This window comes from Bradyrhizobium sp. UFLA05-109, from assembly GCF_054185165.1.
On sequence record NZ_JBBIAR010000092.1, the window covers coordinates 12,457 to 33,830 of the forward strand.

Annotated in this window: 18 protein-coding genes and 3 pseudogenes; 11 read left to right on the plus strand and 10 right to left on the minus strand. The window is 59.3% G+C overall.

The window, feature by feature from the left end:
- Nucleotides 1–115 precede the first annotated feature (115 nt).
- From Q3C01_RS40350 to Q3C01_RS40360, 3 genes are read right to left on the minus strand one after another with little or no spacing between them, the layout of a single operon-like run.
- Nucleotides 116–937 carry a sulfite exporter TauE/SafE family protein gene (locus Q3C01_RS40350; protein WP_458150901.1) on the minus strand — a complete coding sequence of 274 codons (822 nt, stop codon included), beginning with the start codon at nt 935–937 and terminating at the stop codon, nt 116–118.
- A gap of 15 nt (nt 938–952) precedes the next feature.
- Nucleotides 953–2,467, minus strand: a complete 1,515-nt coding sequence (locus Q3C01_RS40355) for an amidase (RefSeq protein ID WP_458150902.1) — start codon at nt 2,465–2,467, stop codon at nt 953–955.
- A 1-nt stretch (nt 2,468) separates the two neighbouring features.
- The gene (locus Q3C01_RS40360) at nt 2,469–2,651 is read right to left on the minus strand and encodes a hypothetical protein (protein ID WP_458150903.1); all 183 of its coding nucleotides are present in this window, start codon (nt 2,649–2,651) and stop codon (nt 2,469–2,471) included.
- 246 nt (nt 2,652–2,897) lie between these two features.
- On the opposite strand from Q3C01_RS40360, the gene Q3C01_RS40365 reads away from it, so the two are divergent.
- From Q3C01_RS40365 to Q3C01_RS40385, 5 genes are all read left to right on the plus strand, one after another.
- The gene (locus tag Q3C01_RS40365; protein WP_458150904.1) at nt 2,898–4,439 is read left to right on the plus strand and encodes a winged helix-turn-helix domain-containing tetratricopeptide repeat protein; all 1,542 of its coding nucleotides are present in this window, start codon (nt 2,898–2,900) and stop codon (nt 4,437–4,439) included.
- Between the two features lie 402 nt (nt 4,440–4,841).
- Nucleotides 4,842–5,126 carry a hypothetical protein gene (locus tag Q3C01_RS40370; RefSeq protein ID WP_458150905.1) on the plus strand — a complete coding sequence of 95 codons (285 nt, stop codon included), beginning with the start codon at nt 4,842–4,844 and terminating at the stop codon, nt 5,124–5,126.
- Between the two features lie 395 nt (nt 5,127–5,521).
- Nucleotides 5,522–6,844, plus strand: coding sequence for a sensor histidine kinase (locus Q3C01_RS40375; RefSeq protein WP_458150906.1), 1,323 nt, complete (start codon nt 5,522–5,524; stop codon nt 6,842–6,844).
- A 211-nt stretch (nt 6,845–7,055) separates the two neighbouring features.
- A complete protein-coding gene (locus Q3C01_RS40380) occupies nt 7,056–7,337 on the plus strand; it encodes a hypothetical protein (RefSeq protein WP_458150907.1) in 282 nt (93 codons plus the stop codon).
- A gap of 11 nt (nt 7,338–7,348) precedes the next feature.
- Nucleotides 7,349–8,713, plus strand: coding sequence for a flavin monoamine oxidase family protein (locus tag Q3C01_RS40385; RefSeq protein ID WP_458150908.1), 1,365 nt, complete (start codon nt 7,349–7,351; stop codon nt 8,711–8,713).
- 650 nt (nt 8,714–9,363) lie between these two features.
- On the opposite strand, the gene Q3C01_RS40390 is transcribed toward Q3C01_RS40385, so the two are convergent.
- The 5 genes and pseudogenes from Q3C01_RS40390 to Q3C01_RS40410 all read right to left on the minus strand — a co-directional run bounded on the left by Q3C01_RS40390 (nt 9,364) and on the right by Q3C01_RS40410 (nt 13,713).
- Nucleotides 9,364–10,275, minus strand: coding sequence for a class I SAM-dependent methyltransferase (locus tag Q3C01_RS40390; protein ID WP_458150909.1), 912 nt, complete (start codon nt 10,273–10,275; stop codon nt 9,364–9,366).
- 897 nt (nt 10,276–11,172) lie between these two features.
- A pseudogene (locus Q3C01_RS40395) lies at nt 11,173–11,406 on the minus strand (IS110 family transposase); the annotation flags it as partial.
- Nucleotides 11,407–11,524: 118 nt separating this feature from the next.
- Complete coding sequence (locus tag Q3C01_RS40400; protein ID WP_458150910.1) at nt 11,525–11,902, minus strand: hypothetical protein; 378 nt, start codon at nt 11,900–11,902, stop codon at nt 11,525–11,527.
- A 259-nt stretch (nt 11,903–12,161) separates the two neighbouring features.
- On the minus strand, nt 12,162–12,731 hold the full coding sequence (locus Q3C01_RS40405; protein WP_458150911.1) for a dioxygenase family protein: 570 nt from the start codon (nt 12,729–12,731) through the stop codon (nt 12,162–12,164).
- Nucleotides 12,732–12,735: 4 nt separating this feature from the next.
- Nucleotides 12,736–13,713, minus strand: coding sequence for a tripartite tricarboxylate transporter substrate-binding protein (locus tag Q3C01_RS40410; RefSeq protein ID WP_458150912.1), 978 nt, complete (start codon nt 13,711–13,713; stop codon nt 12,736–12,738).
- Nucleotides 13,714–13,834: 121 nt separating this feature from the next.
- Here Q3C01_RS40410 and Q3C01_RS40415 point away from each other — a divergent pair, with 121 nt between their 5' ends.
- The 3 genes and pseudogenes from Q3C01_RS40415 to Q3C01_RS40425 all read left to right on the plus strand — a co-directional run bounded on the left by Q3C01_RS40415 (nt 13,835) and on the right by Q3C01_RS40425 (nt 15,510).
- Entirely contained in the window at nt 13,835–14,776 is a 942-nt protein-coding gene (locus Q3C01_RS40415; RefSeq protein WP_458150913.1) for a LysR family transcriptional regulator, read from the plus strand.
- A gap of 316 nt (nt 14,777–15,092) precedes the next feature.
- Nucleotides 15,093–15,356, plus strand: a pseudogene (locus Q3C01_RS40420) (hypothetical protein); the annotation flags it as partial.
- On the plus strand, nt 15,355–15,510 hold the full coding sequence (locus Q3C01_RS40425; protein ID WP_458150914.1) for a class I SAM-dependent methyltransferase: 156 nt from the start codon (nt 15,355–15,357) through the stop codon (nt 15,508–15,510). The pseudogene Q3C01_RS40420 and the gene Q3C01_RS40425, both read left to right, overlap by 2 nt.
- A gap of 72 nt (nt 15,511–15,582) precedes the next feature.
- Here Q3C01_RS40425 and Q3C01_RS40430 read toward each other — a convergent pair whose 3' ends face one another.
- Nucleotides 15,583–15,777 (minus strand): hypothetical protein, encoded by a 195-nt coding sequence (locus Q3C01_RS40430; RefSeq protein ID WP_458150915.1) that lies wholly within the window; start codon nt 15,775–15,777, stop codon nt 15,583–15,585.
- Between the two features lie 65 nt (nt 15,778–15,842).
- A pseudogene (locus Q3C01_RS40435) lies at nt 15,843–16,058 on the minus strand (heterodisulfide reductase-related iron-sulfur binding cluster); the annotation flags it as partial.
- A 332-nt stretch (nt 16,059–16,390) separates the two neighbouring features.
- Here Q3C01_RS40435 and Q3C01_RS40440 point away from each other — a divergent pair.
- The 3 genes from Q3C01_RS40440 (at nt 16,391) to Q3C01_RS40450 (ending at nt 21,148) form a co-directional block, all read left to right on the plus strand.
- Nucleotides 16,391–17,614, plus strand: a complete 1,224-nt coding sequence (locus tag Q3C01_RS40440; protein ID WP_458150916.1) for an SRPBCC family protein — start codon at nt 16,391–16,393, stop codon at nt 17,612–17,614.
- A gap of 263 nt (nt 17,615–17,877) precedes the next feature.
- Complete coding sequence (locus Q3C01_RS40445) at nt 17,878–18,831, plus strand: ABC transporter substrate-binding protein (RefSeq protein WP_458150917.1); 954 nt, start codon at nt 17,878–17,880, stop codon at nt 18,829–18,831.
- Between the two features lie 1,834 nt (nt 18,832–20,665).
- Complete coding sequence (locus Q3C01_RS40450) at nt 20,666–21,148, plus strand: YciI family protein (RefSeq protein WP_458150918.1); 483 nt, start codon at nt 20,666–20,668, stop codon at nt 21,146–21,148.
- Nucleotides 21,149–21,374: the final 226 nt, after the last annotated feature.

The following is a 21,374-nucleotide window of genomic DNA, read 5'->3' on the forward strand; positions in this document are numbered from 1 at the left end:
CTTAACGAGCACCGACGCGATTGACCCAACGCGGACATTAGTTGGACGGTTGACTGCCCCGTAGGGCTCGACGTGCTTTTCTTGGCGCGACGGAAGCTGCCGCGCCAAGTCATTTTTATAGCGAAGCTGCAAAGCGGAGGCTGATGAAGATCAGATAGGCGGACAGCGCGATCTCCATCTGGCGCTTCTGCATGTGATGGGCGAGGTTGACGCCATAGTGCACCGTGATCAGGCTGAGCGGCGTCAACAACGCAAAGCCGATCATCGAGACATAGCCGAGCGAAAGCGGCGGCAAATCCGGATGATTCCAGCCAGCTATGACATAACCGAGCGCGCCGGGGATCGAGACGAACAGTCCCACGCCCGAAGCGGTTGCGATCGCCGCATGGATGGGAAAGCGGTGGAGGCTAAGCGCGACGTTGGCGACCAACCCGCCGCCGATGCCCATCAGCGAAGCGGAGGTGCCGATCAGAACGCCATAGCAGCTCATCCTACCCGTACCAGGCAAACCGTTACCGAGCCGCCATTTGTCCTTGCCAGCGAGCAGCCTGACGGCCAGTAACAGGCAGACAATGATGAAGACAGCCTTGAACAGCATGGGCTTTGCCACCGACGCGGCAAAAATGCCGCCGAGGACGCCGACCGCAATTGGGAGCGCCCACGCCTTCAGCACGCTGATGTCCACTGCGCCCTTGCGGTAATGGCCGATGAAAGAGGAGATTGACGTCGGTACGATGACCGCGAGCGAGGTCCCCACGCATAAGGGCATCAGAACATCGTCGGGCACGCCATAAAGCTTGAAGACCTCGTAGAGGACGGGAACGATAACGGTGCCGCCGCCGACGCCAAACAGTCCCGCCAGTATTCCCGTGCAAGCGCCCGCTGCCGCGAGCGCGGCTGCGAGCCATGCGGTTTGACTAAGCGCAAGCGCACCCATCTGCAATCTCCTCGGTCATGAAAATACTTTGGAGGGAAGAACCGAACCCCACGATGTCGCTTGCTGATAGGCATGCGCGAGTTGGAGACAGGCGAAATCGCGATTGCCGGGTGCCATGATTTGCAGCCCCATCGGCAGGCCTTGTGCCGAAAATCCAGCCGGCACGTTGACGACCGGGCAGCCGGCCAGCGTTGCGTAGATCGTCACCTCCATCCAGCGATGGTAGGTGTCCATGCGGCGTCCGCCGATCTCGTTTGGCCAGTTCACGCCTGCGTCGAACGGGAAGCATTGTGCCGTCGGCAGCGCTAGGAAGTCGCAGGTTTTGAACAGCCGCTCCAACGCCCGGCACCAATCGGCACGCCGTCCCGAGGCTTCCAGCACATCGATCGCCGACAGGCGCATGGCCCGCTCGACCTCCCAGCACGCCTCTTGCTTCATCAGCGCGCGCTTGGCCGAATCGGCGTAGCGGCCGGCTAGCGGGCCGCCGGTCAACCAGGCACGCAGGGTGATCCAGTCCTCCCACAATTGCTCGAGCGGATAGTCGATGCGAACTGGCTCGACTTCGCAGCCGATGTTCGCAAATGCGCTCAATGCCTTCTCGCAGAGATCGATCACGCCCGTCTCGAAGGGCAGATGGCCACCGAGATCGCCGAGCCAGCCGATACGAGTGCCGCGCATGTCCCCAGTCAGCCGTTCGCGGAAGCAGGTCGAGGTCTGCCCTTCGGCCGGTTGCGACCACGCCGTTTCGTTCGTTTGCACGGCAAACAACATGGCGAGGTCTTCGACCGAGCGCGCCATCGCTCCGACGGTGGCGAGCGAGGGCAGATGCGGATCGCGTCCTTCGGGCGGCATCCGCCCCGGTGTCGGCCGCAGCGAAAACTGGTTGTTGTAGGCGGCCGGATTGCGGATCGAGCCGGCGCTGTCGCTGCCATCGGCGACCGGTAGCATACGCGTAGCAAGCGCAACCGCTGCGCCGCCGCTGCTGCCCCCTGAGGTGCGCTTGCGGTCATACGCATTCAGTGTGGTGCCGAAAACCGGATTATAGGTCTGCGATCCCAGCCCGAACTCGGCCGTGTTCGTCTTGCCGAGAAGAATTGCTCCGGACTGCTTCATCCGCTGCACGAACACGGCGTCGCGTGTCGGAATCGAATCCTTGTGCAGCGGCGAGCCGAGCGTCGTGCGCAATCCCTTGGTCGGCGCCAGATCCTTGATCGCCTGCGGAATGCCATGCAGCCAACCCTGGCGCTGGCGGCGCGCCGACAGCGTGTCCTTCTCGCATGCTTCGGCCAGAAGTTCCGGACGGCCGCGCAGTGACACGATCGCGTTGTAGAAGGGGTTCGTCCGCTCGATGTGATCGAGATAGATTGTCGCAACCTCCACGCAGGAGATTTCGCGCGCTGCAATCAAATCCGACAGCGCACAGGCGCCGAGATCGAGAATGTCGGCGCTCGGGTTCGGCGCAAGAGTGGCGCCGACGAATTCGGGGTTCACCGCCGCGGTCGAACGGACGTTGTGGTGATCGTGGAACATGTCATGCCCCCAGATACTGGCGGGCATTGCTGGTGGGCTGGCCGTCATCGAGGGCGGCTCCGCCGAACAGCCGGCGCCAGGCGTTCCGAAGAATTGGGCTCAAAAAGACGCTGCGCGAGATCTGCGCGGCCATCCAGACATCGCTGAAATGTGTGCCGGATTTTGTGGAGTTATCTGCCTGCATGGCATGAACACCTTATGATGAGTGAATCAAGAGTCCTTCTGTTGAGTCCTTCTGTTGCCGAAAGCGGAGGCGACCAAGCGGATTGCGCGTGTCGGGTTGTGCGCTGGACTCGTGCTGGCCGCGAACGATTTGCCGCGCCCCACGAGCGCGAAAAAACCGGGCACAGCTTGGAGATACCAGCGAGAAATGTCGTGAAACGTTGCTTAAAAAGTTGCAAAATGTTGCCGAGTTGAGGCGTGGTACGACATGGATAGCGTCTACAAGCTCGGCCCGTTTCGCCTTGATATTTCGTCAGAAATCCTCTTCCGGGGTGCCGAACCCGTACCGGTCGGGCGACGAGCTGTTGGCGTGCTGCGGGCCTTGGTCGAGCATCCGGGGATTCCGGTCTCGAAGAATGCCCTGATGCAGGCCGCGTGGCCAGGTTTGGCAGTCGAGGAGGGCAACCTCACCGTTCAAATCGCGGCCCTACGCCGCGCCCTTGGCGAGGAGCCGGGTGGAGGCCGCTGGATCGAGACACTACCTCGCCACGGCTACCGGTTTGTCGGTCCAATTTCCAAACCGGACGAGCCGCTCGTTTCACCGACGATAGGGCGAAGACCGCCACTTGCCGACAAGCCATCGATTGCCGTTTTACCCTTTCAGAATCTGAGCGGTGATGCAGATCAGGATTATTTTGCGGACGGAATGGTTGAGGAGATCATCACCGCGCTTGGCCGGATCAAACGGCTCTTTGTCATCGCTCGCAATTCGAGCTTTACCTACAAAGGTCGGGCCGTCGATGTGAAGCAGATCGGGCGCGAGCTGGGCGTCAGATATGTTCTGGAAGGGTCGGTTCGCAAATCGGGCGGTCGGGTACGTATTACCGGACAGCTTATCGACGCTATTAGTGGCACTCATCTGTGGGCCGATCATTTCGACGGCTCTCTTGAATCCGTTTTCGAGCTTCAGGACAGAGTTGCCATCAGTGTTGCCGGCGTCATTGAACCCGCGCTGGAGGCCGCTGAAATACGTCGCTCCGCCCGTCAGCCAACCACTGATCTCACCGCCTATGACCTCTATCTCCGGGCGAAAGCGAGCGCCATGGCCTGGGACAAGGAACAGGTGTTGCAGGCCCTCGATCTGTATGAGCAAGCGGTCGCACGCGATCCCGAATATGCGTCGGCACTGTCAGAAGCCGCCTATTGCCGGACCGTTCTCGACGTGAATGGTTGGACGAATGATCTCTCGCGAAATCGTAAAGAGAGCCTCAATCTCGCTGGCCGTGCTCTCCGGGCCAGCGGCGATGATGCCTTTGTCCTTGGTAACGTCTCCCATGTCCTTGGTTATTTCGAGTGCGACATCGACCCAGCTTTGTCCCTAATGGATCGAGCGTTGGAGTTAGATCCGAGTTTTGCTTTAGGCTGGTTGCGAAGCGGGTGGCTCCGCCTCTGGGCCGGTCAAGCTGATGTCGCTGTCGAGCACTTCGAAAGGTCCTTGTGCCTGAATCCCTTGCGCCGGGCACCAGCCACGTTCGGGATTGCCGTCGCTCACTTTTTCTGCCGGCGATTGGAGATGGCCGCCAGCATGCTGCAACTCTCTCTAAAGGAGTATCCGAGCTGGCCCCCGTGCCACCGCTTCCTTGCGGCGTGCTACGCCCAGTTGGGGCGGCTCGAAGACGCGCGCAATGTTGTCAATAAACTCAAGGAAATCACGCCGGTTCTTATTCCAAACGTCGCGCATTGGAGGATACCCGAGCAGCAAGAGTTCTACCTCATGGGATTACGTCGAGCGATCAGCGAAACCGAATAACTCTCTAGCAATCGTCATTTTCGTTATGAGCCTGGCGCGCAAATGTTGGACACTTCCGCTTCTGGCCCTTCAGAAACCTGCCAACAGCCCGGTCGCAACGTCTGCTGCTCGGAGTAGACCGGAAGTGGCGGCTTGATCGCTAAAACGGCACTCATGATCCCGAGCCGACTTCGGCTGATCGAAATCGGCGATACAGCGGGCTCTTGCAGCGTCTTCAGCTGGTTTGTGAACCCCGCAGCTCAATTTGGAACTCCATCGAAAGGAAGGCCCCCATTAGGTTGAGCGCGGCCAATTCACGGGCTCGCGAACAGAACGCTGGCAGTTCGTATGGCGCATCGGAGGGTTTATCCTTCCGTAAGTATATTGTTCTAAAGTCGGTCGTTAGTTGCGTGGAGTATGCATATGACTAATTTCGAAGAGCTGCGCGAGCTCGCAAACCAAACCCGCAGCTTCATCCAGCTGTCCCATGATAAGGCGCGTGCGCTGAGAGTGGTTATTGCCAAACACGACGTGGTCTTGGTTATTTTCCCGTCGGACGACAAAGGAATAGGTTTTCACGTCATTAAAGGTGGAGAACTTCTTCGCCAAATCGCGAATACGAAATGGACGGGCAATTACACCCATACGGCTATCGCCGTTCATAATCGAGAACAGGCGATTGTCCTTCAGCACGCGATGGCCGCCTAATTGAGATGGCTCGATCGCCATTTCAGAGGCTACGTCCGATCCCGCTATCGCTGGGTACTTGTTGAGGCGACCGCCAATCTCAAGAATAATCGGCGAGTTGCCCCGCTGCGCCGGATACTCCCAAAGCGCCCGATAGAGAAAGAATAGGTCTGCCTTCTCTCCAAGATGTCCGGATGTGGCCCTTCGCGTCATTTCGCGGCGACGCAGTATTTTGGTCGCTTTCGGCGCGAAGCGGACACTGACGGCCGTGCGGCCTTATCGAGCAGCGACGCGATTGACCCAAGGCGGTCATAGTACGTTTTGCCATTGGTGGGGTGAAATGGCCAGCCTAGTGAAAGCTGCAACGCCGTGTTAGCTTCCGACTGTCGCCATGGAACTCGACTGAATGATGCCGCATGACCAAAGGGGACACCCCTGCGCCAGATGCTCTCTCCCGCTCGGAGCTGCAGGAGCGGGTAACTGAACTCCAGGAGCAGATAACTGAACTCGCCGCACAGCGGGCAGCTATCTCGGAGGTGCTGCGCGCCATTGCCTCCTCACCAAACGACTTGCAGCCCATCTTCGACGCGGTCCTCGACAACGCCAAACGCCTCTGCCGGGCAGATGCGGGCAACGTCCGCCTTGCCGAGGAAGCAGGCCTTCGTCTCGTTGCTCGCTTACCGAGCCCCGCCGCGTATTCATCGCCAAAACTCATGGGACCCGGCAGCTTTTACGATCCCCTCATCACAAGCAAGTCGCCGGTCCACATCCCCAACTTGGCCGCACATGAACTCTATCGTGCAGGAGAGGCTCTCTGGGTGGCTTTGGTTGAAGGGGGCTTTCGGACGGCCCTCATCGTGCCAATGCTGAGAAACGACGAGCTAATCGGAACGATTGCTCTGGGACGGCGGCGCCCAGAGCCCTTTTCGGAGAAAGAGATCGAACTGGTCACAGATTTCGCTGCGCAGGCGACCATTGCCTTGGAGATTACCCGTCGCGAGCGCCAGTATCGTGAGGTGCAGACCGAACTGGCGCACGCAAACCGTGTCGCTGTCATCGGGCAACTCACTGCCTCGATTGCCCACGAACTCAGACAGCCGCTCACTACCGTCAAGGGCAACGGGGACGCCGGTCTGCGGTGGCTTGCGATGCAGCCGCCTGATCTTGAGGAGGCGAAGCTTTCTCTACGACGGGTCATTAACGATGCTCGCCGAGGCAGCGATATCATCACCGGCTTGATGGATCTTACTAAGAAGCAGCCTCCGAGGAAGGAGCCGGTGGATATCAATGAGGCCATCCAGGAGGTGACCGCATTGACCCACGGCGAGGCCTTGAAACACGGGGTGTCGCTGCGAGCGCAACTGGCACCTGAGTTGCGGCATGTCGAAGCGGACCGTATTCAAATTCAACAAGTCGTGTTGAACCTGACCATGAATGCCATTCAGGCAATGAGTGCCGTGGATGGTGGACCACGCGAGTTGCTGATCAGTACCGAGGGCATCGTGGGCGAGGGCGTCCGCGTTGGCGTCCAGGATACCGGTCCGGGGCTGAGCCCAGAGAACCTTCCACGTCTCTTTGACCCATTTTACACGACGAAGGCTGGCGGCGTCGGTATGGGGTTAGCAATCTGCCGCTCAATTATCGAAGCGCATGGCGGACGGCTGTGGGCGACTGCGTGCGAGCCAAGGGGGGCTCTCTTCCAGTTTGAGGTTCCTGCCGGTCAAGGCGCAGTCTCGTGATCAGGTGATGTCGCCTATTGGCCCTTCGGGTCATTTCGCGGCGACGCAGTATTTTGGTCGCTTTCGGCGCGAAGCGGACACTGACGGCCGTGCGGCCTTAACGAGCACCGACGCGTCGACCCACAACAGACGTGCGCCTCGGTCCGGATCTCGCGTAGGCCCTCGACGTTCGCTAATATCCGCGACGATTTCGAAAGTTACGGGTGCTGTGATGTATCGCTCTGTGCTGTTCGCCGGTCTATTTGTCTGGGCAACCGTCGTGTCGCAAGCCGTCATCGCGGCCGAGGTCAAGGTGCTTAGCGCGAACGTTTTCACCGGGGTGCTCGACAGCGTGTTCAGCAATTTTGAACGCTCATCCGGACACAAAGTCCTGTTCGAATACGTGACGGCGGGGAAAGTCAGAGATCGCGCGCAAGCCGACGAGTTTGACGATGTCGCTATGGCAACTCGCACGATCACAAACGACGTGCAACACCCTCGCTTTTTCCTTTAGAATCCCCGCCCATGCGTGCGCATATTGTCATCATCGGTGCCGGCATTTCCGGCCTGACCGCTGCCATCACCATTGGGGAAGGCGTCGACAAGCTCATCGCGGCTGGCGCGACCATCGCGCGGCCCGAGATGACGCTCCTTGACGCCGCGGACTGGATCGGCGGGCGCGCGCGCACTGATGAGCTGTCTACCGGTGTGTCAGTGGATGCCGGAGCGCACTGGTTCCATGGCGGCGCCAGGAACCCATTCTACAAATGGGCCTGCGATCGGCATTACGATCTGGGGCCGGTCGGCATCGATACCGCCGCGCGGCGCTTCAATGTCGCGGTGGAAGGCGCAGTGGCGCCCGAGCAGCGCGAATGGGCGATGAACCGGCTTTACGAGATGTATGCGATCTGGAAGGCGCAGCATCGGGATGAAGACGTGTCGCTCCGGCAATTGGCCGACATGTCGAAATCGCGCGTGATCGTCACGGTGGCCGAGGAACGGGCAAACAACTGGATGGCGGTCGATAGCGCGGCCAAGGTCTCAAGCGATGAATTCTGGGGCGACGATGCGGGTTCCGGCGGCATGCAATTGCAGGACGGGATCGAAAAGCTCATCGCCGCCATGACCAACGAAGCCCGGTATTACAAGGCCGATATCCAGCTCCGCCGCCTCGTGCAAACGGTCAGAAAGGCCGGAAAGCACTTTGTGGTCGTGACCGACAAGGACACGGTCGAAGCCGACTATGTGCTCAGCACGCTCTCGGTTGGCGCGCTGAAATCGCACGGCGTCAGATTCGACAAGAGCGCGCGCTCGCAGCTGGATCCGGTCCTGGCGGGTATGACGGCGGCGAAAATGACCAAGATTTTCGTGCCGCTGCGACCAGAATTCTTTGCCGAACGCAAAATCGCACCGGACACGTTCGTCACCATTTACGAACAGCGTCACGCCTGGCTCCTGCACCTGCGCACCGACGGCAAGCCGCTCGTCACCATCTTTGCTTCAGGCGCGATGTCGGATCTGGTGGAGAAAGCGCACTACACCGACATCGAAAACCAGATGCTCGATCTGCTCGATCGCGTCGGCGAACCCAATTTGAGCGGTGCACGCAACAACCTGGAAGGCCGCTTCCATATGACCGACTGGACGACCAATCCGAATTTCCTGGCCGCCTATTCGGCCATGCTGCCCGGCGTCAAACGCCGCAATCCACTGGTGATCGGCAACCTGGTGTTCGCCGGCGAGGCGTTTGTGCAGGACCTGAAGAAAAGCCCCAGTCAAATGACTGGCGCCTGGGAGTCGGGACGCATCGCGGGGAAGAAGATTTTGACAAAGCTGGCGCTGCAAGCTCGCAGGGCGGGCGAAGTGGGATCGGGGCCGCAGTCGAGTTGAGTGTGCTCGCTCGGCTCCACGCTGGCCGTGGTGCCCTTCCCCAGACCCTCACTGAGCCCGTGATGGTACGCCAGGATCATGGTCGCATCGCGGCGGCCCCAGCGATTGTTCCAGGCGGTCGCCATCGGCGCTCGATCTCGGCGTCGGTCAGGTGTTCCCTCGACCTTAATTCAGCGTTCGGCCGACGCCGTGGCATCTTAACTGTTCGCTTTACGATGGCTAGCGGGGGGCTTGGCGGGCAATTTCATCATGACTTTCAGTGGCGCGGTCTAATGACTGTTCGCAACTTTTCACGAACAGTTTTAACATGTTCCATGCGATAAATTGCGGCCCGCACGATGAGCGTCCACCACCATGACGATCGCATGGCCGCTGTCGATAATGCGTGCCTGGGGACGATGCCGTGATAGGCCGACGGTATGCTCGGGGCAAAGCCGGTCGATGTCTGTGCGCCTGGTACGCGACCAGCGAGTAGCGTCTTGGCCCGCGGTCTCTAGCGTTCGTCGCGCCGTTCTGCCGGCGAAGTCGTGCACAGGTCAGCACGTTCACCGAGATTTGCCGGGGGTGTTAGAGCGCGTTTGATGTCGGCTAATGGCCGATTCCGTTGAAAAAGACGGGCCGTAACTCATTGCAATGGCGCCGTCGCGATCTCACGGCTTCACGAACTTGAGGACGAATTCGTCCTTCGGCTGCGGCGGAGCCGGGGTATTCTTGTCTCTGGGATCGTTCGGGTTGCGCAGGAAATTGCCTTCGTCAACCAGCTTAAAGCCTGCCGCTTCGACTTCCTTCCGAAGAAACGACTCTTCGACGCGATGCAAGGTACCGGATTCGGAGATGCCAGTACCTGGTCGCCCCGAATGATCGGCAATAATGTAGAAACCTCCCGACTTGAGCGCGCCAAAGACCGCTTTGTTCATCGTCGCGCGATCGACACCGAGGTGTCCGAGGTCGTGATAGTTGAACATCATGGTCACAAGATCGATGCCGCCCGCGAGCTCGGAGGGAATGGGATCTTCGAACGGTCGAGAGAGCGCCACGATCGGGGCGGCCTGAACGCCATTGCTTCGGAGACTGCTTTCGCGTTCGGCGAGGGCAACCGCTGACGGTCGTGGCGCGCCTGCGGGCGCTGCTGACGCTGCGCTCGGGGTTGTGGCTGAGTTACTGTTGCCCTCGGGCGTAACCGGGGTTGGGGATGCTGCTCGGTTGGGATCGCGCGGCCGGCTCTGACCATAAACCTTGCCCGAGGGCCCGATCGCACGGGCTAACAATTCCGTGGTGTAGCCGCCGGCCGCGCTGAGATCGACCGCGACGACACCCGGACGAATGCCGATGAAGCCCAGCATCTGCTCAGGCTTGCGGCGCTCATCGTTGGTACGATCTGCCGCAGTGCGATCGGAGCTCCTCACGATCTGTGCAATTTGCTCAGACGAAAGCGGCGGCAAACTCTGCTCCGCTGTTGCTGGTTGGGCCTTGAGAAACAGGGCGACACTGACGCCGACCGCGACCAGAAGGCCTTTCGTTACGCTTTTCATGATCTTGCCCGTTGTGATCTGATCTCCCATTCGGGGACGGTCGACGCGACGGCCTTAGATGGTCTCTCTTCTGCGGCAAACGAGGGCGCAATCTACCACAATCCGGGGGGTCGGAGCATCATCGCAGAAATGCTCTCGAATGAACGGTTCACCCAAATGCCTCGACGGCAGCCTCATCGATCAGGCGTTTCGAAGGATTGCTCTCCAGCTGATCTATTGCCGCCAATTTGCGACTTCTGCCCATTTTGAACAGCTTTTCGTACAGAGGTTTGCGGCGTTATGGCCGGATTTCCGGATAAAGCGGCCTAACGCGCGCGCGGGCAGTACCCGGCATCGAAGGATAAAAGCCCGACATTCGCGACGGGCTCATGAAGCGACAATCAAGACGCATTTAAAGCCCATGGCGATTCCCGGACATGCTGTCTGTCGCAGTTCACACGAGCAGTTCTCGCCTTCGAAGGGCGAAGGGCCTCAATCGACGAACTCGGCACCGAATTCGCAGCCGTGCGCCAAGCGTAGGGAAGGCGCAGGGTGTGGCTACCGGCAAGTGAGCCGGTGCGCTTCTACGGCGTGTCGGCGTGTAATCTAGAACGGCGGTTGCTCGTTCCCTATCATCGGCGGCTGTCGTGAACAAGACTCCGCGCCTTAACGAGCGCCCCCGACCCTTATCGGTCTCTCAAGGGACGCGGAGTGTCATCCTGGTTCGTTCGGGCGCCACCGTCGCGAGCTGAAGTTGGAGGACCTCTCGGGAAGAGTTCGGTGCCAACGTCGCGGGGGCTTAACCGGGGGTCGTCGGTATGTGCCGTGGATTTCTTGAGTCAAATCAATCGAGGTAGGCGGCTAAAGCGACCGCCTTCCGCCTCGACCCCAAAACGAACCACCGTCGGCGCCGGTCTCGATGCGTTAACGCGCGAAGATACCTTGTTTGCGCACGTATTTCGCCGGCATCAAGCGAAGGTCGTGGCCTAGCATTTGGAGCTTGCGACTGAGGTGATGCGCGCCAACGCAAGCCTCCATACCGATCAAGCACGGCGGCAAGTTGGCGAGCCGTGTTTCCACCTGGCTGCGTGACCACTTCTGACGCAGCACGATGGCACCGTGGTGATCATGACCCACGAGGTGGAACGAGTTCTTGCCGATATCGATGCCGATCACGGCGATTCGCTGTGTTGAGGTTCTGAGACATGGCGTGCTCCTTGACTTGAGCGCCCCTTGCCAGCTTCTCGCACTGGCGGGGCTGGAGCACGGCCGGACCATCCCACTAGCCGACATTCTCGTGCTACTTGCTGTCTTCCTCGTCGCGAACATGAACTTGAGACACAACCAGATTAGGCTGTGGACCCTCCGACGTTTCCCGATATTGAAACAAAACTTCGGCAGCGAAATTTGTGGCCCGGTCTCTGCGGATGCCTCTGACAATGTGGCGGCTTGCGAAGCTTGCCGCAAATATATCCGCCTCTGTCATCCCGAGATCTGCCATGAGACGGGTAGCAGAAAAAGCCTCGGTGGGAGATTTTTCTTTTTGTGCCTTGAGATAGCTTTCAAGCCGAGTGCGTCTAGATCGCTTATGCACCCAGTAGACACTCGAGGCAGCCGCGGCGATTACCGCTGTCAAAATTGAGGCGATGCTTGCGCCTATACGAAGCCATTCTTCCATTTCCGCCTCCCGCTGCGTCTTTGCACGGTGGTCGTGGCTGCCTCTCTTGGCGAGGGCTTAAGCATCTAATTCTGCCAGTACCGGCGGTCGGACGGAAGGTTCCTTGGAAGGTCGCCGCTTGGCCCCTCGCGTCGTTAGTCCGACGGCATGTCCGAAGCTGGGGTAAGACCGGAAGCGGCGGCCGGTGGGCCAAACCGACGCTCATGACCCCGAGCGGACATTCCGACCAGACGATGGATTGCTGCTGACTACAACGGTCTTATCCCCGCACCAGCACGATATCAAAGTTCAAAATGCGCCTCGGCGGTTGCTCCAGCGTGGCCTCGGCTGCGACCAGCAGTTCCGGGTGCAGCGCAGCCGCCAGCAATCTGTCGCGCTCGTTGAGCGGTTCGCCCGGGAAATACATCTGGGTCACTAGCCGTTCGAACCGTCCCTGCACCTCGAAGTGGATGTGCGGCGGACGCGTCCAATCCGGGCCCGCCGGATAGGCGCCGGGTTTGATCGTTCGGATCGCGTAGCTGCCGTCATCATTCGATCTGAGGCCGGTACAGCCGGCAAAGTTCGGATCGAGCGGTGCTACATTGCGATCGTTGGTATGCCGATATCGGCCAAAGCTATTGGCCTGCCAGATCGTGAGCCTTGCCCCGCGGACCGGTTGACCATCGAGATTGAGGATGCGCCCCGTGACCTCGATGACCTCACCTAGCGCGCGCCCGTTGCCGCCTTCGACCATGGTCAGGTCTGCGCTGGCAACGGCCCAGCTTCGCATTGGAAAGAATGGGCCGAGGTTTTGATCCGGCGTTCGATGCCGGTTCTCGCTAGCATGCATCCACTTAATCCTCCGCCAAAAAGCCGGAGGTTTGGACGATTGGCCACCATCGGTCGAAATCTGATCTGATCAATTGCGCGAACTGTTCCGGTGAATCGGCCGCTGGCACAAGGGCGAGCTTGGCCACGCCGGTGGCGAAGCGATCGCTGCTCACGGCCGCACGGATTGCCGTGTTGAGGTGCTTGACAGCTTCGGCCGGCGTCTTCGCCGAAACAACGACGCCGAACCACTCCTCGACTTCCAGGGCAGGAAATCCGGCTTCGCGGACGGTCGTCACCTCCGGAAGCTGCCTGCTCCGTTCGGCGCTGGTGATGGCCAGTGCGCGGACGCTTCCGGACCGCACGTAAGGCAGCGCGGTGCCGACCGGGTAGATCGTTGCCGCGATCCGGCCGCCGATAAGATCTTGTATGCCGTTTGGCCCCCCATAGGGCACATGTGCGAACTCAAATCGGTCTTCCTTGGCCAGGATCGAGCCGGTGAAATGCAGCATCGATCCTGCTGCGGCCGTGCCGTAAGTCGCCTGCTTCGGATTCGCAATGCACCATTTCACGAAATCGGCGAGCGTCGTGACATTGAGTGGCACCATTGGGCCGACCGTGATCAGGAACGGAAATGAGCAAACCCGCGTGACCGGGGCGAAATCGCGGAAAGCGTCGTAGCCGAGCGACTTGTAGACATGCGGGAACACGACCAGGTTCGATGCGGGCGTCAGCGCCATCGCCGATCCATCGGCCACACCGTTCTTCAGCGCGCCGAGCACCAGCCGGCCGCCCGCACCGGGCCGGTTCTCAACGACGAAGGAGGAATGGCCCTTCATCTCCTCGGCCAGCATTCGCGCAACGACATCGATGGCGCCGCCCGGACCAAAGCCGACCATCAGGTGCGTGGTGGCCTGTCCCAATTGCGCCCGTGCGCTGTTCGGCATGATCGACCCGAGTCCGCCTGCGCAGGCCAGCGACAGCAATTTCCGTTTGGTGATCATGTGAGCCTCCGATGTCTCGTGCACACCCGCTTCTGTTCGAAACGCCCTCACTCTGGTCGGAACGTCCATTATCTGGTAGATCGAAAATCGTGGCATCCCCCTAACCTCTGGGTTAAGGCTCATGGATGGATCAGAGCGCCTTGGCCGCCGTATCAATCTGCGCGATCTGCGCGTCCTGATGGCGGTTGCCGATACCGGCAGCATGGCCAAGGCGGCGGTCAGGCTAAGGATCTCTCATCCCGCCGTTTCGAAGACGATCTCCGAGCTGGAGGGCGCTCTCGGCGCGCGCTTGCTCGATCGTTCGCCGCAGGGCGCCGAACTGACACCCTCGGGCGAAGTGCTCCTCCGCTGCGGGATCAACATCTTCGACGAACTGCGGCAGGGTTATCGTTCGCTCGAAAATCTCTCCGATCCGAACTCGGGAGAGGTCAGGCTGGGCTGCACGGACATCATCCTTCATAGTCTGGCCTCCACCGTCCTGCGGAAATTTTCAGCGAAATATCCTGGCGTTCAGGTGGATGTGAAGCTCGTCAATCCGGGTGAACATCAGCTCCGCGAATTAAGGGAGCGGAGATTCGATCTCCTGATCACGCGCGCGACAGGCCAGTCGACCACCGAAGATCTGCATTCCGAGGTGCTGTTCGACGAGCCCTTTGTCTTCGTCGTCGGCGCAGAAAGCGAGTTTGCACGCAGGCGCCGAGTGGCGCTGGGCGACATCATCGACCGCAAATGGATCTTGCCGGCGCCCGACAGCGCGCCTGGCGCGCTTATCGACGGCGTCTTTAGGGCGGCCGGCTTTCAGCCGCCCAAGGCCGTCGTCAAGACGCTGTCGATCGAGCTGACGACGTCGTTGGTGGCGAGCGGCGAATTTGTCGGCATTCTTCCGATATCCGTCGCGAGGCTTAAAGCCGGTCGGGCCTCCTTGCGGGTCCTGCCCATCAAATCGGTGGGCCCGCGGATCTCCGCCGCGATCGTCTTTGTGAAAAACCGCACGCTCAATCCATCCGTCGTGTCTTTCATCGATTGCGTGCGGTACGTCGCCAAGGCTTCCCACCTCGAGTGAAAATACAATTGACCAAATCATCATCCTTTGAAGTTGCAGAGACTTCGTTGGTGCCACCACGCCAAATCGGCACTTCTGCTATTGGCCCGGCGCGGACCTTGTGAAACGTCGGCTCTTATGTCGGCTGTTTGGGGTAAAGCGGACTCGTTATGCTCAGCGGGAGTTATTCCGAGTCTGACCCATAGCGGTCATTAAAGAGTACGTGGTTACGCCTCGACATGTCCATGTCCGCAGGTGATCATGTACGACGCGGGGGCGAATTTGGACGGCGTCATGGACCTTCGAGGGACCAGACTCCGCGACGGGAAAGTGATCGATGAAATCCGCCGATGAAGCCGAAACGGCGGGTCTGACCCGTTTCCAATTGCAGGGCGATGCTGCCGAACGCTGCGAGCGGTGGGCCGTACCGTTCATCCTCGGACCGTGGGTGCCGGGGCTGCTTGACCTTGTGGAGTTGCGACCGAGGGAGCGGGTGCTCGACGTTGCCACCGGGACCGGCGTCGTCGCGCGGCTTGCAGCGCGCTGCGTCGCCCCAGGAGGCAGCGTGAGTGGTCTTGACCTCAACGAGGGCATGCTCAATGTCGCCCGCCCGCCGACTGCAGTTGCCGCAGGGCCTCGCCGTCGACTGGCGACAGGGAAGCGCCTTGGCATTACCCTTTCCGGACAGAACTTTTGATGTCGTGCTGTGTCAGCAGGGACTGGACGGGTCCCGAAAAATCGTAGCCCCACCATAGCTCTTCTCAGGGCATAGGCCGGCTCTTTTTTTTTCACCAAGTTGCAGATCGCTGTCGTCTGTAAGTGATACTTCAAGCAGAAAATTGCAGTTTTTGGAATTCCGCACGGCAGGCCTCACTAAAGTTGCGAAGTGGGTCGATCAACCCACTATCTGCCATCTCCCGAAGTTGGGGCAGACTTTTGTTCGGCTCCTCGTACTTGCCAATGATCTCCCTGACGATTTGGTCGGCGCTTTCGACAACACCGGTTGTTGAAAGGACGCGCATTCTGCTCACTTCCGCATAGAGAGCCATTAAGGCCAAGACGTCTGCCTTGTCTTTGTCGTTCTGGAGCTTCCCGAGGGCGCCACGATATAGTCGAAGCCGGAGAAGTTGCGCACAAACAGCGCCTCGGTGTCGGCGCATTCGGCATTGAACCCGCTATTGGCCATCGGCTGGCCACAACAGGTCTGGTCACGCGGATAAACCACGTCGTGACCGAACCGCTCCAACAGCTCGAGAGTGGCGATCCCGACCTCCGGAAAGAAGGCATCGATGTAACAAGTCAGTTTATGCCTGGTATTATTGGGTTCTTTGCTTGGCCGGACGATTTTAGACCCTTGTTGTTTGCGCAGTATTGTCAAGCTTGCGGCTTGCTTGCAATTGTGTGGGTGGCCTTTGGCCAATATCCGCTCCAGGCCCTTCTACGAAGTGTCCGCACGCCTCGTCTAGGTCCGGTCACTGGGGCGAAGCGGAATAGATCTGCTCACTTTGAGTTCGTCGCATTTTGATCAAGGCAGACATCGGCCCTGATTTGACCATCGCCATGATGAAAGCGGCCTGCTAATCTTCCCGACGTGTGTAGCCTATAGCGGCTGTAACCATCAGCGCTGGTACAACTATGATTCCTAACAGGTCGATTCTTGCCGCGATTGCGGTTCTTGTAGCTTCAACGATCTCTGTATCCGCATTGGAATCAACCGTAACGGCGAGGTCGTCGCTGTCGCTGGAAGCGCTCTGGCAAACAGTTGGCGATTTCTGCGCGACGGCCCTATGGAATCCCGTCGTTGAGGACTGCGTCCTCAGTACAGATGGGAAGATGCGTACCCTTTCGCTATTTGAGGGTCGCAAGGTCGAACAGGTGCTGGAGAATTGGGACGGCGCTAACCACAGTTATGCATTTTCAGGCGCGCTAGGGCTTTCCGAAGTGAATGTTCATTCTAAAGTCAGTGTGATTGCAGTGGGGAAGGGATCGGCGCTGCAATTAACCGTCACCTATGAGGCCAAGGGCGTTTCCGATGCCGATGCCAAGAGGGCCGTCGACGGGTTGATTTTTCGGGCTCTGTGCGTCAGTGGTCCACTTCGATGCTCCAATGATCAACAACGGGTCTCGGCCGAGATCGTAGCGATCCCGGATAGCCAATGGTCACCCCTAGTTCTGCAGGGATACCTTAGACGATCCAATAGCCCAGCCCCTGCGCCTGCGGTTATTTTGGTGCATGGGTGCGCCGGCTTCGCAGACATGATCGACCAAAACTGGGGCCAAAAAATCAACTCGTGGGGCTATGTCACGTTGACAATTGATAGCTTCGGTCGGCGTGGAGTCAAAAACACCTGCCGAAGTGGCCCTCTTTTCGATAACGATCAAGATCCCTATCGCGGGTTGAATTACCTCATTCAGCAAAAGCTGATCGATCCCACGCGTGTTGCACTTGTGGGCTTTGATGGCTCGCCTGCTCTCTCTAGCGTCACCCGCGGCCCTGTTGAGAATGCGTTTAAGGGAAAGTTTCGTGGGGTGGCCGCGCTCTATCCAAATTGTGCTGCCATCAAAGGGCCTATGACGGTCCCCACGCTAATCCTGACGGGCGAGCTTGATGATTCGGCTCCGCCCGAAGTCTGTCGCAGATTGGCAAATGGCGCTGACGATATTGGTATCTCCCGGCAGAAGGCTGACGGTGCAGGAGTCCGGCTCATTGTTTATCCCGGCGCGTATGCTGGATTTGACCTTTCATTTCTCCGAGCGCCCGTTCTCTACATGGGACACCGCGTCGAATTCAATAAGTCGGCCATGGAGCAGGCGAGTGACGCTCTCCGCGAGTTTCTCGCCTCAATAACAAAACTCTAGGCCGTTTCTGGCGGGACTTTATCTATGTCTGGCGAAGAGATTACTCTCACGAGCCGACAAGGCGATCGAATACGACGCAATTGCTGCAACGCACGAGTCTGTTGTTGGCCCTTCGCGACAGTTTGCGCGGCGCAGAGACATGTCTGCAGTTAGGGGTAGACCGGAAGTTTCGGACTGAGGGGGCAAACCGGCGCGATTGACCCAACGCGGACATTTCTCGTCGGAAATGATAAGCTGGGAGGCGCGCCACAAGGGGGTTTTAAATGGGGCGGGTTGCGTTCGTTTGTGCGGTGCTGGCGGTGCTTTCGCCATGCGCAGAAGCTGCGGAACACGTCTGGCGACTAGGCGTGCTCTCGCTCCCCGACCGTGGCGCTATCCGATCTGTCGCGCTGCCCTACTTGGCGGCCCGCGGCTTCGTCGAAGGCCGCAATCTAGTTGTTGATTTTCGCGTAGGCACCGAGGAGAAAATGCCAGCGATGGCGCAGGCCCTGGTTGGCGACAAACCCGATGTCATTATTGCCTCTTCCGATTGGTCGCTCGACGCTGCGCGCGCGGCAACGAGCACAATTCCGATTGTCGCCGCACCAATGGGCGCAGACCCAGTCCGCGCCGGTGTTGCCGAGAGTTGGGCGCATCCGGGCGGCAACGTCACGGGTGTTTGCCTGATCGCCCCGGAACTCGAGGTCAAGCGGCTGTCCCTGCTTCATGAGGCCTTGCCGTCAGTGCATCGAATTGCAGTGATCTCCGCTCATCGCAAGATCGTGGAAGCCGGCTTCGCGCCCTTGCGCAAGGCTGCTGCCCAAGCCGGACTGGAACTGGTCGAAATCTGGGTCGAGGGACCGAACGAGTATGCAGCCGCGTTTGATGCGATGCGCAGTTCTGACGTGGAAGCCCTCGTGATCGTGCCTACTCCGGAAATGCATCGCGACCTTGAAAAGCTCGGCGCGCTTGCGGTGAAAGCGGGATTGCCGACCATTGGAAGCTCCCGCGAGGCCGCTCAAGGAGGGCTTCTGATCGCCTATGGCCCCAGCATTGAAGAACTTGACCAACAGGCGGCAAGCTATGTGGAGCGCCTGTTCAAGGGCGCGCAAGCAGCCGACTTACCGTTTCAAGGTCCCACCCATCTCGACTTCGCCGTCAATATGAGGACAGCCAAGAAGCTTGGGCTCACCATCCCGCCGTCTTTTCTCGTGGGCGTCGATGAGGTGATCGAATGAAGTCTACTGTTGGCCCCTCGCGTCATGTGCTGCTTCTGCACAAATTCGGGCGCTATCGGGACCGAAGCGGAAATGGATAGGTAGCGAGCACTGCCCGGATCAATCGCAAATGACCCCAACCGGACATCAGCGGTCTCGGATGTCCACGATCTCTAGATCGGGAGGTCATTGCGCGTCTGATCGTCGGTCGCTGAGTACTGTGTGATTAGCCATGCCCTCAAGGAAGAGGCGCCGGTGACAGCCGACGCCCTTGAAGGTGAGCATATCCCAGATGCGCGGACCCGAAGGCGACCTTAAACTCGTAACCAGCGAGAGGCTGATCGCAGCTTACCAGGTCCTTGGTGGGACTTAGCACAAGCGGCACGCCCCCCAAGATGCGCAGCAACCCGCGCAACCACCGAACCCCCAGCCATTGAAGCCGATGTCGTCATCGAACCAGATGTCGAACCCGCAGCCGCCGCAACCGCAACCACGGAAGCCACGGCAACCACGGAAGCCACCGCAACCTCGGATGCCAACGAACCCGCCACCACCGCAACCTCGGATGCCAACACACCCACCACCACCGCAACCTCGGCCGCCAACAAACCCGCCGCCACCGCAACCTCGGATGCCGCCGCACCCCCCGCCACCATGGCCGCACCCGCAACCACCGCACCCGCGCGCTAGCTGCACGCCGCTGCCAAAGTTTTCTCTATCGAAGAGATGGAACGTGGCCAGACTGACGTCGGCCATTTCCTCTTCGCCAAGAAAGAAGCGTTGATTTGGCGAGGTATTGTAAGATTGCGGGATACCGGCAGCGGGCATCGTGGATGCGGATGCACTACCCGCCAGCGAAAGACCCAGTCCGGCGGCACCTAGCACCTTCACGGTGGCGGCTTTGGTTGTGCGTTTCTGCTTCGAAGCTTGCTTGACCCGTGGCATGGTCGCACCCTCCGTAAGTTCTTGTGAAAACGCTCTGCAAGAGTGCGCTCGGCGAAACCGGCGCGCAAGGGTTACCTGTGCCATAAAATGCGAAACATCTCATCGAGTCTCCATTCATCTTCATGAACCGAGATCGACACATAACCGATTTTGGTTGAGCAGAATCACACCATCTGCGCACACGCAGCAGCTCGGACCTGTATGTCCGATTCTGAGCCTTAGCGACTAGGCGCTTGTCTGCAGGTCAGGTGTCGGAGGTAGACCGGACGTAGCTGAGGTGCACCCAAATCGACGCGACCCTTAGCCGACGTGCGCGGCTATCCGCGTGTTATCATGCTGGCATGGACCATGAGGCGTGCCCAAGGGATCAAGGCGAAAAGATGAGGAGTTTGGCAATGCGTGATGGTTGGAGAATTAGTGGAGGAGCCTTTGTTATTTTTGTAGCGGGAGCTGTCGCGTCGCTGCCGGCTCTTTCCCAAGCCAAGCCCATATCCGCAGAAGTGGCGAGGAAGTGCAAAATCCTTCGGGCGAAGCAATTCCCTCCGCGTCAGATCGGCAATCCGGCTGCTGGTAGCGCCTATGGTTCGGGGCAAGACAAAAGAGAGTTTTTTAGGAGATGCGTCGAGAATGGTGGCAACATAGCTGTCGCTCCTCCTCTCCGATAGAATACAGCGAGCGCATTCGCATCAAACGTCGGCGCTGCTGGCCCATCGCGACATATTGCACCGCTACGCATCCTCGGTCGCTAACGGAGCATAGCGAAAATAGAAAGGCCGGCGTCTATTGCAGAGGGCGACGCTCGTGACCCACTGCGGACTTCAGCGGCCGGTGTGCGGCGGTGCGAAGCACAGCCCGCGCCAAGTAATATGTTATGCTGCGTGAAGTCGATGCAGCGGTCGGATATCCAACTATGAACACGCAGCAGCAGCCAACAGCCTCGATCTACGCCATCATCCTCAAGCTCTCGCCTGAGTTTACCGCGCAAATTGCGCGTCCCGGCGTAGGAGGTGCTGTGGCAAAGGCGGTCGGCGCAGGTCGTGTCCCGACAGTTCAGGAGCTTGTAAGCTTAGGGCAAACAGAAGATTTCGCGAGATTGTTTTCCGAACGGCTCGGATACCTAGTGAGGTTGCGCCAAGCTGGAGTCTTGCGTGCTGCCGGACCATTCGAGGGCCTGAAGGAAGGCATGTATCTCTGTAACGCGACGGACGAGCGCGAGGCTCGGCGCGTTTTAGAGGAAGACCCCTTATTCAAAGCGGGGTTCATTGAGAATGATTTCGCGATATACCGGTGGCTAGTTGCCACCAAGGAAATGTCGCTTATTGGCCCCTCGCGTCATTTGTTGCGTCTGCTCAATGCGATCGCTATCGGGACCGAAGCGGACATCGATCGGTAGCAAGCACTGCCTGGCTCAGTCGCGAATGACCCGGAGCGGTCATTAATTGCCCGTGGCTCCATCGCTGCCATGCATTTTGGTGAGCCGTCGCGCCAGGCTTGGCCCGACGCTTCGGCCCCTTTGATTTGCATCAAAATTTGCCCTTCGCAAGACTGTGATATTCATAAGGTCTCTCATAGAGGAGTCCACTCACATGAATCGCAAGAGCTTTCTTGTTGGTCTCCTG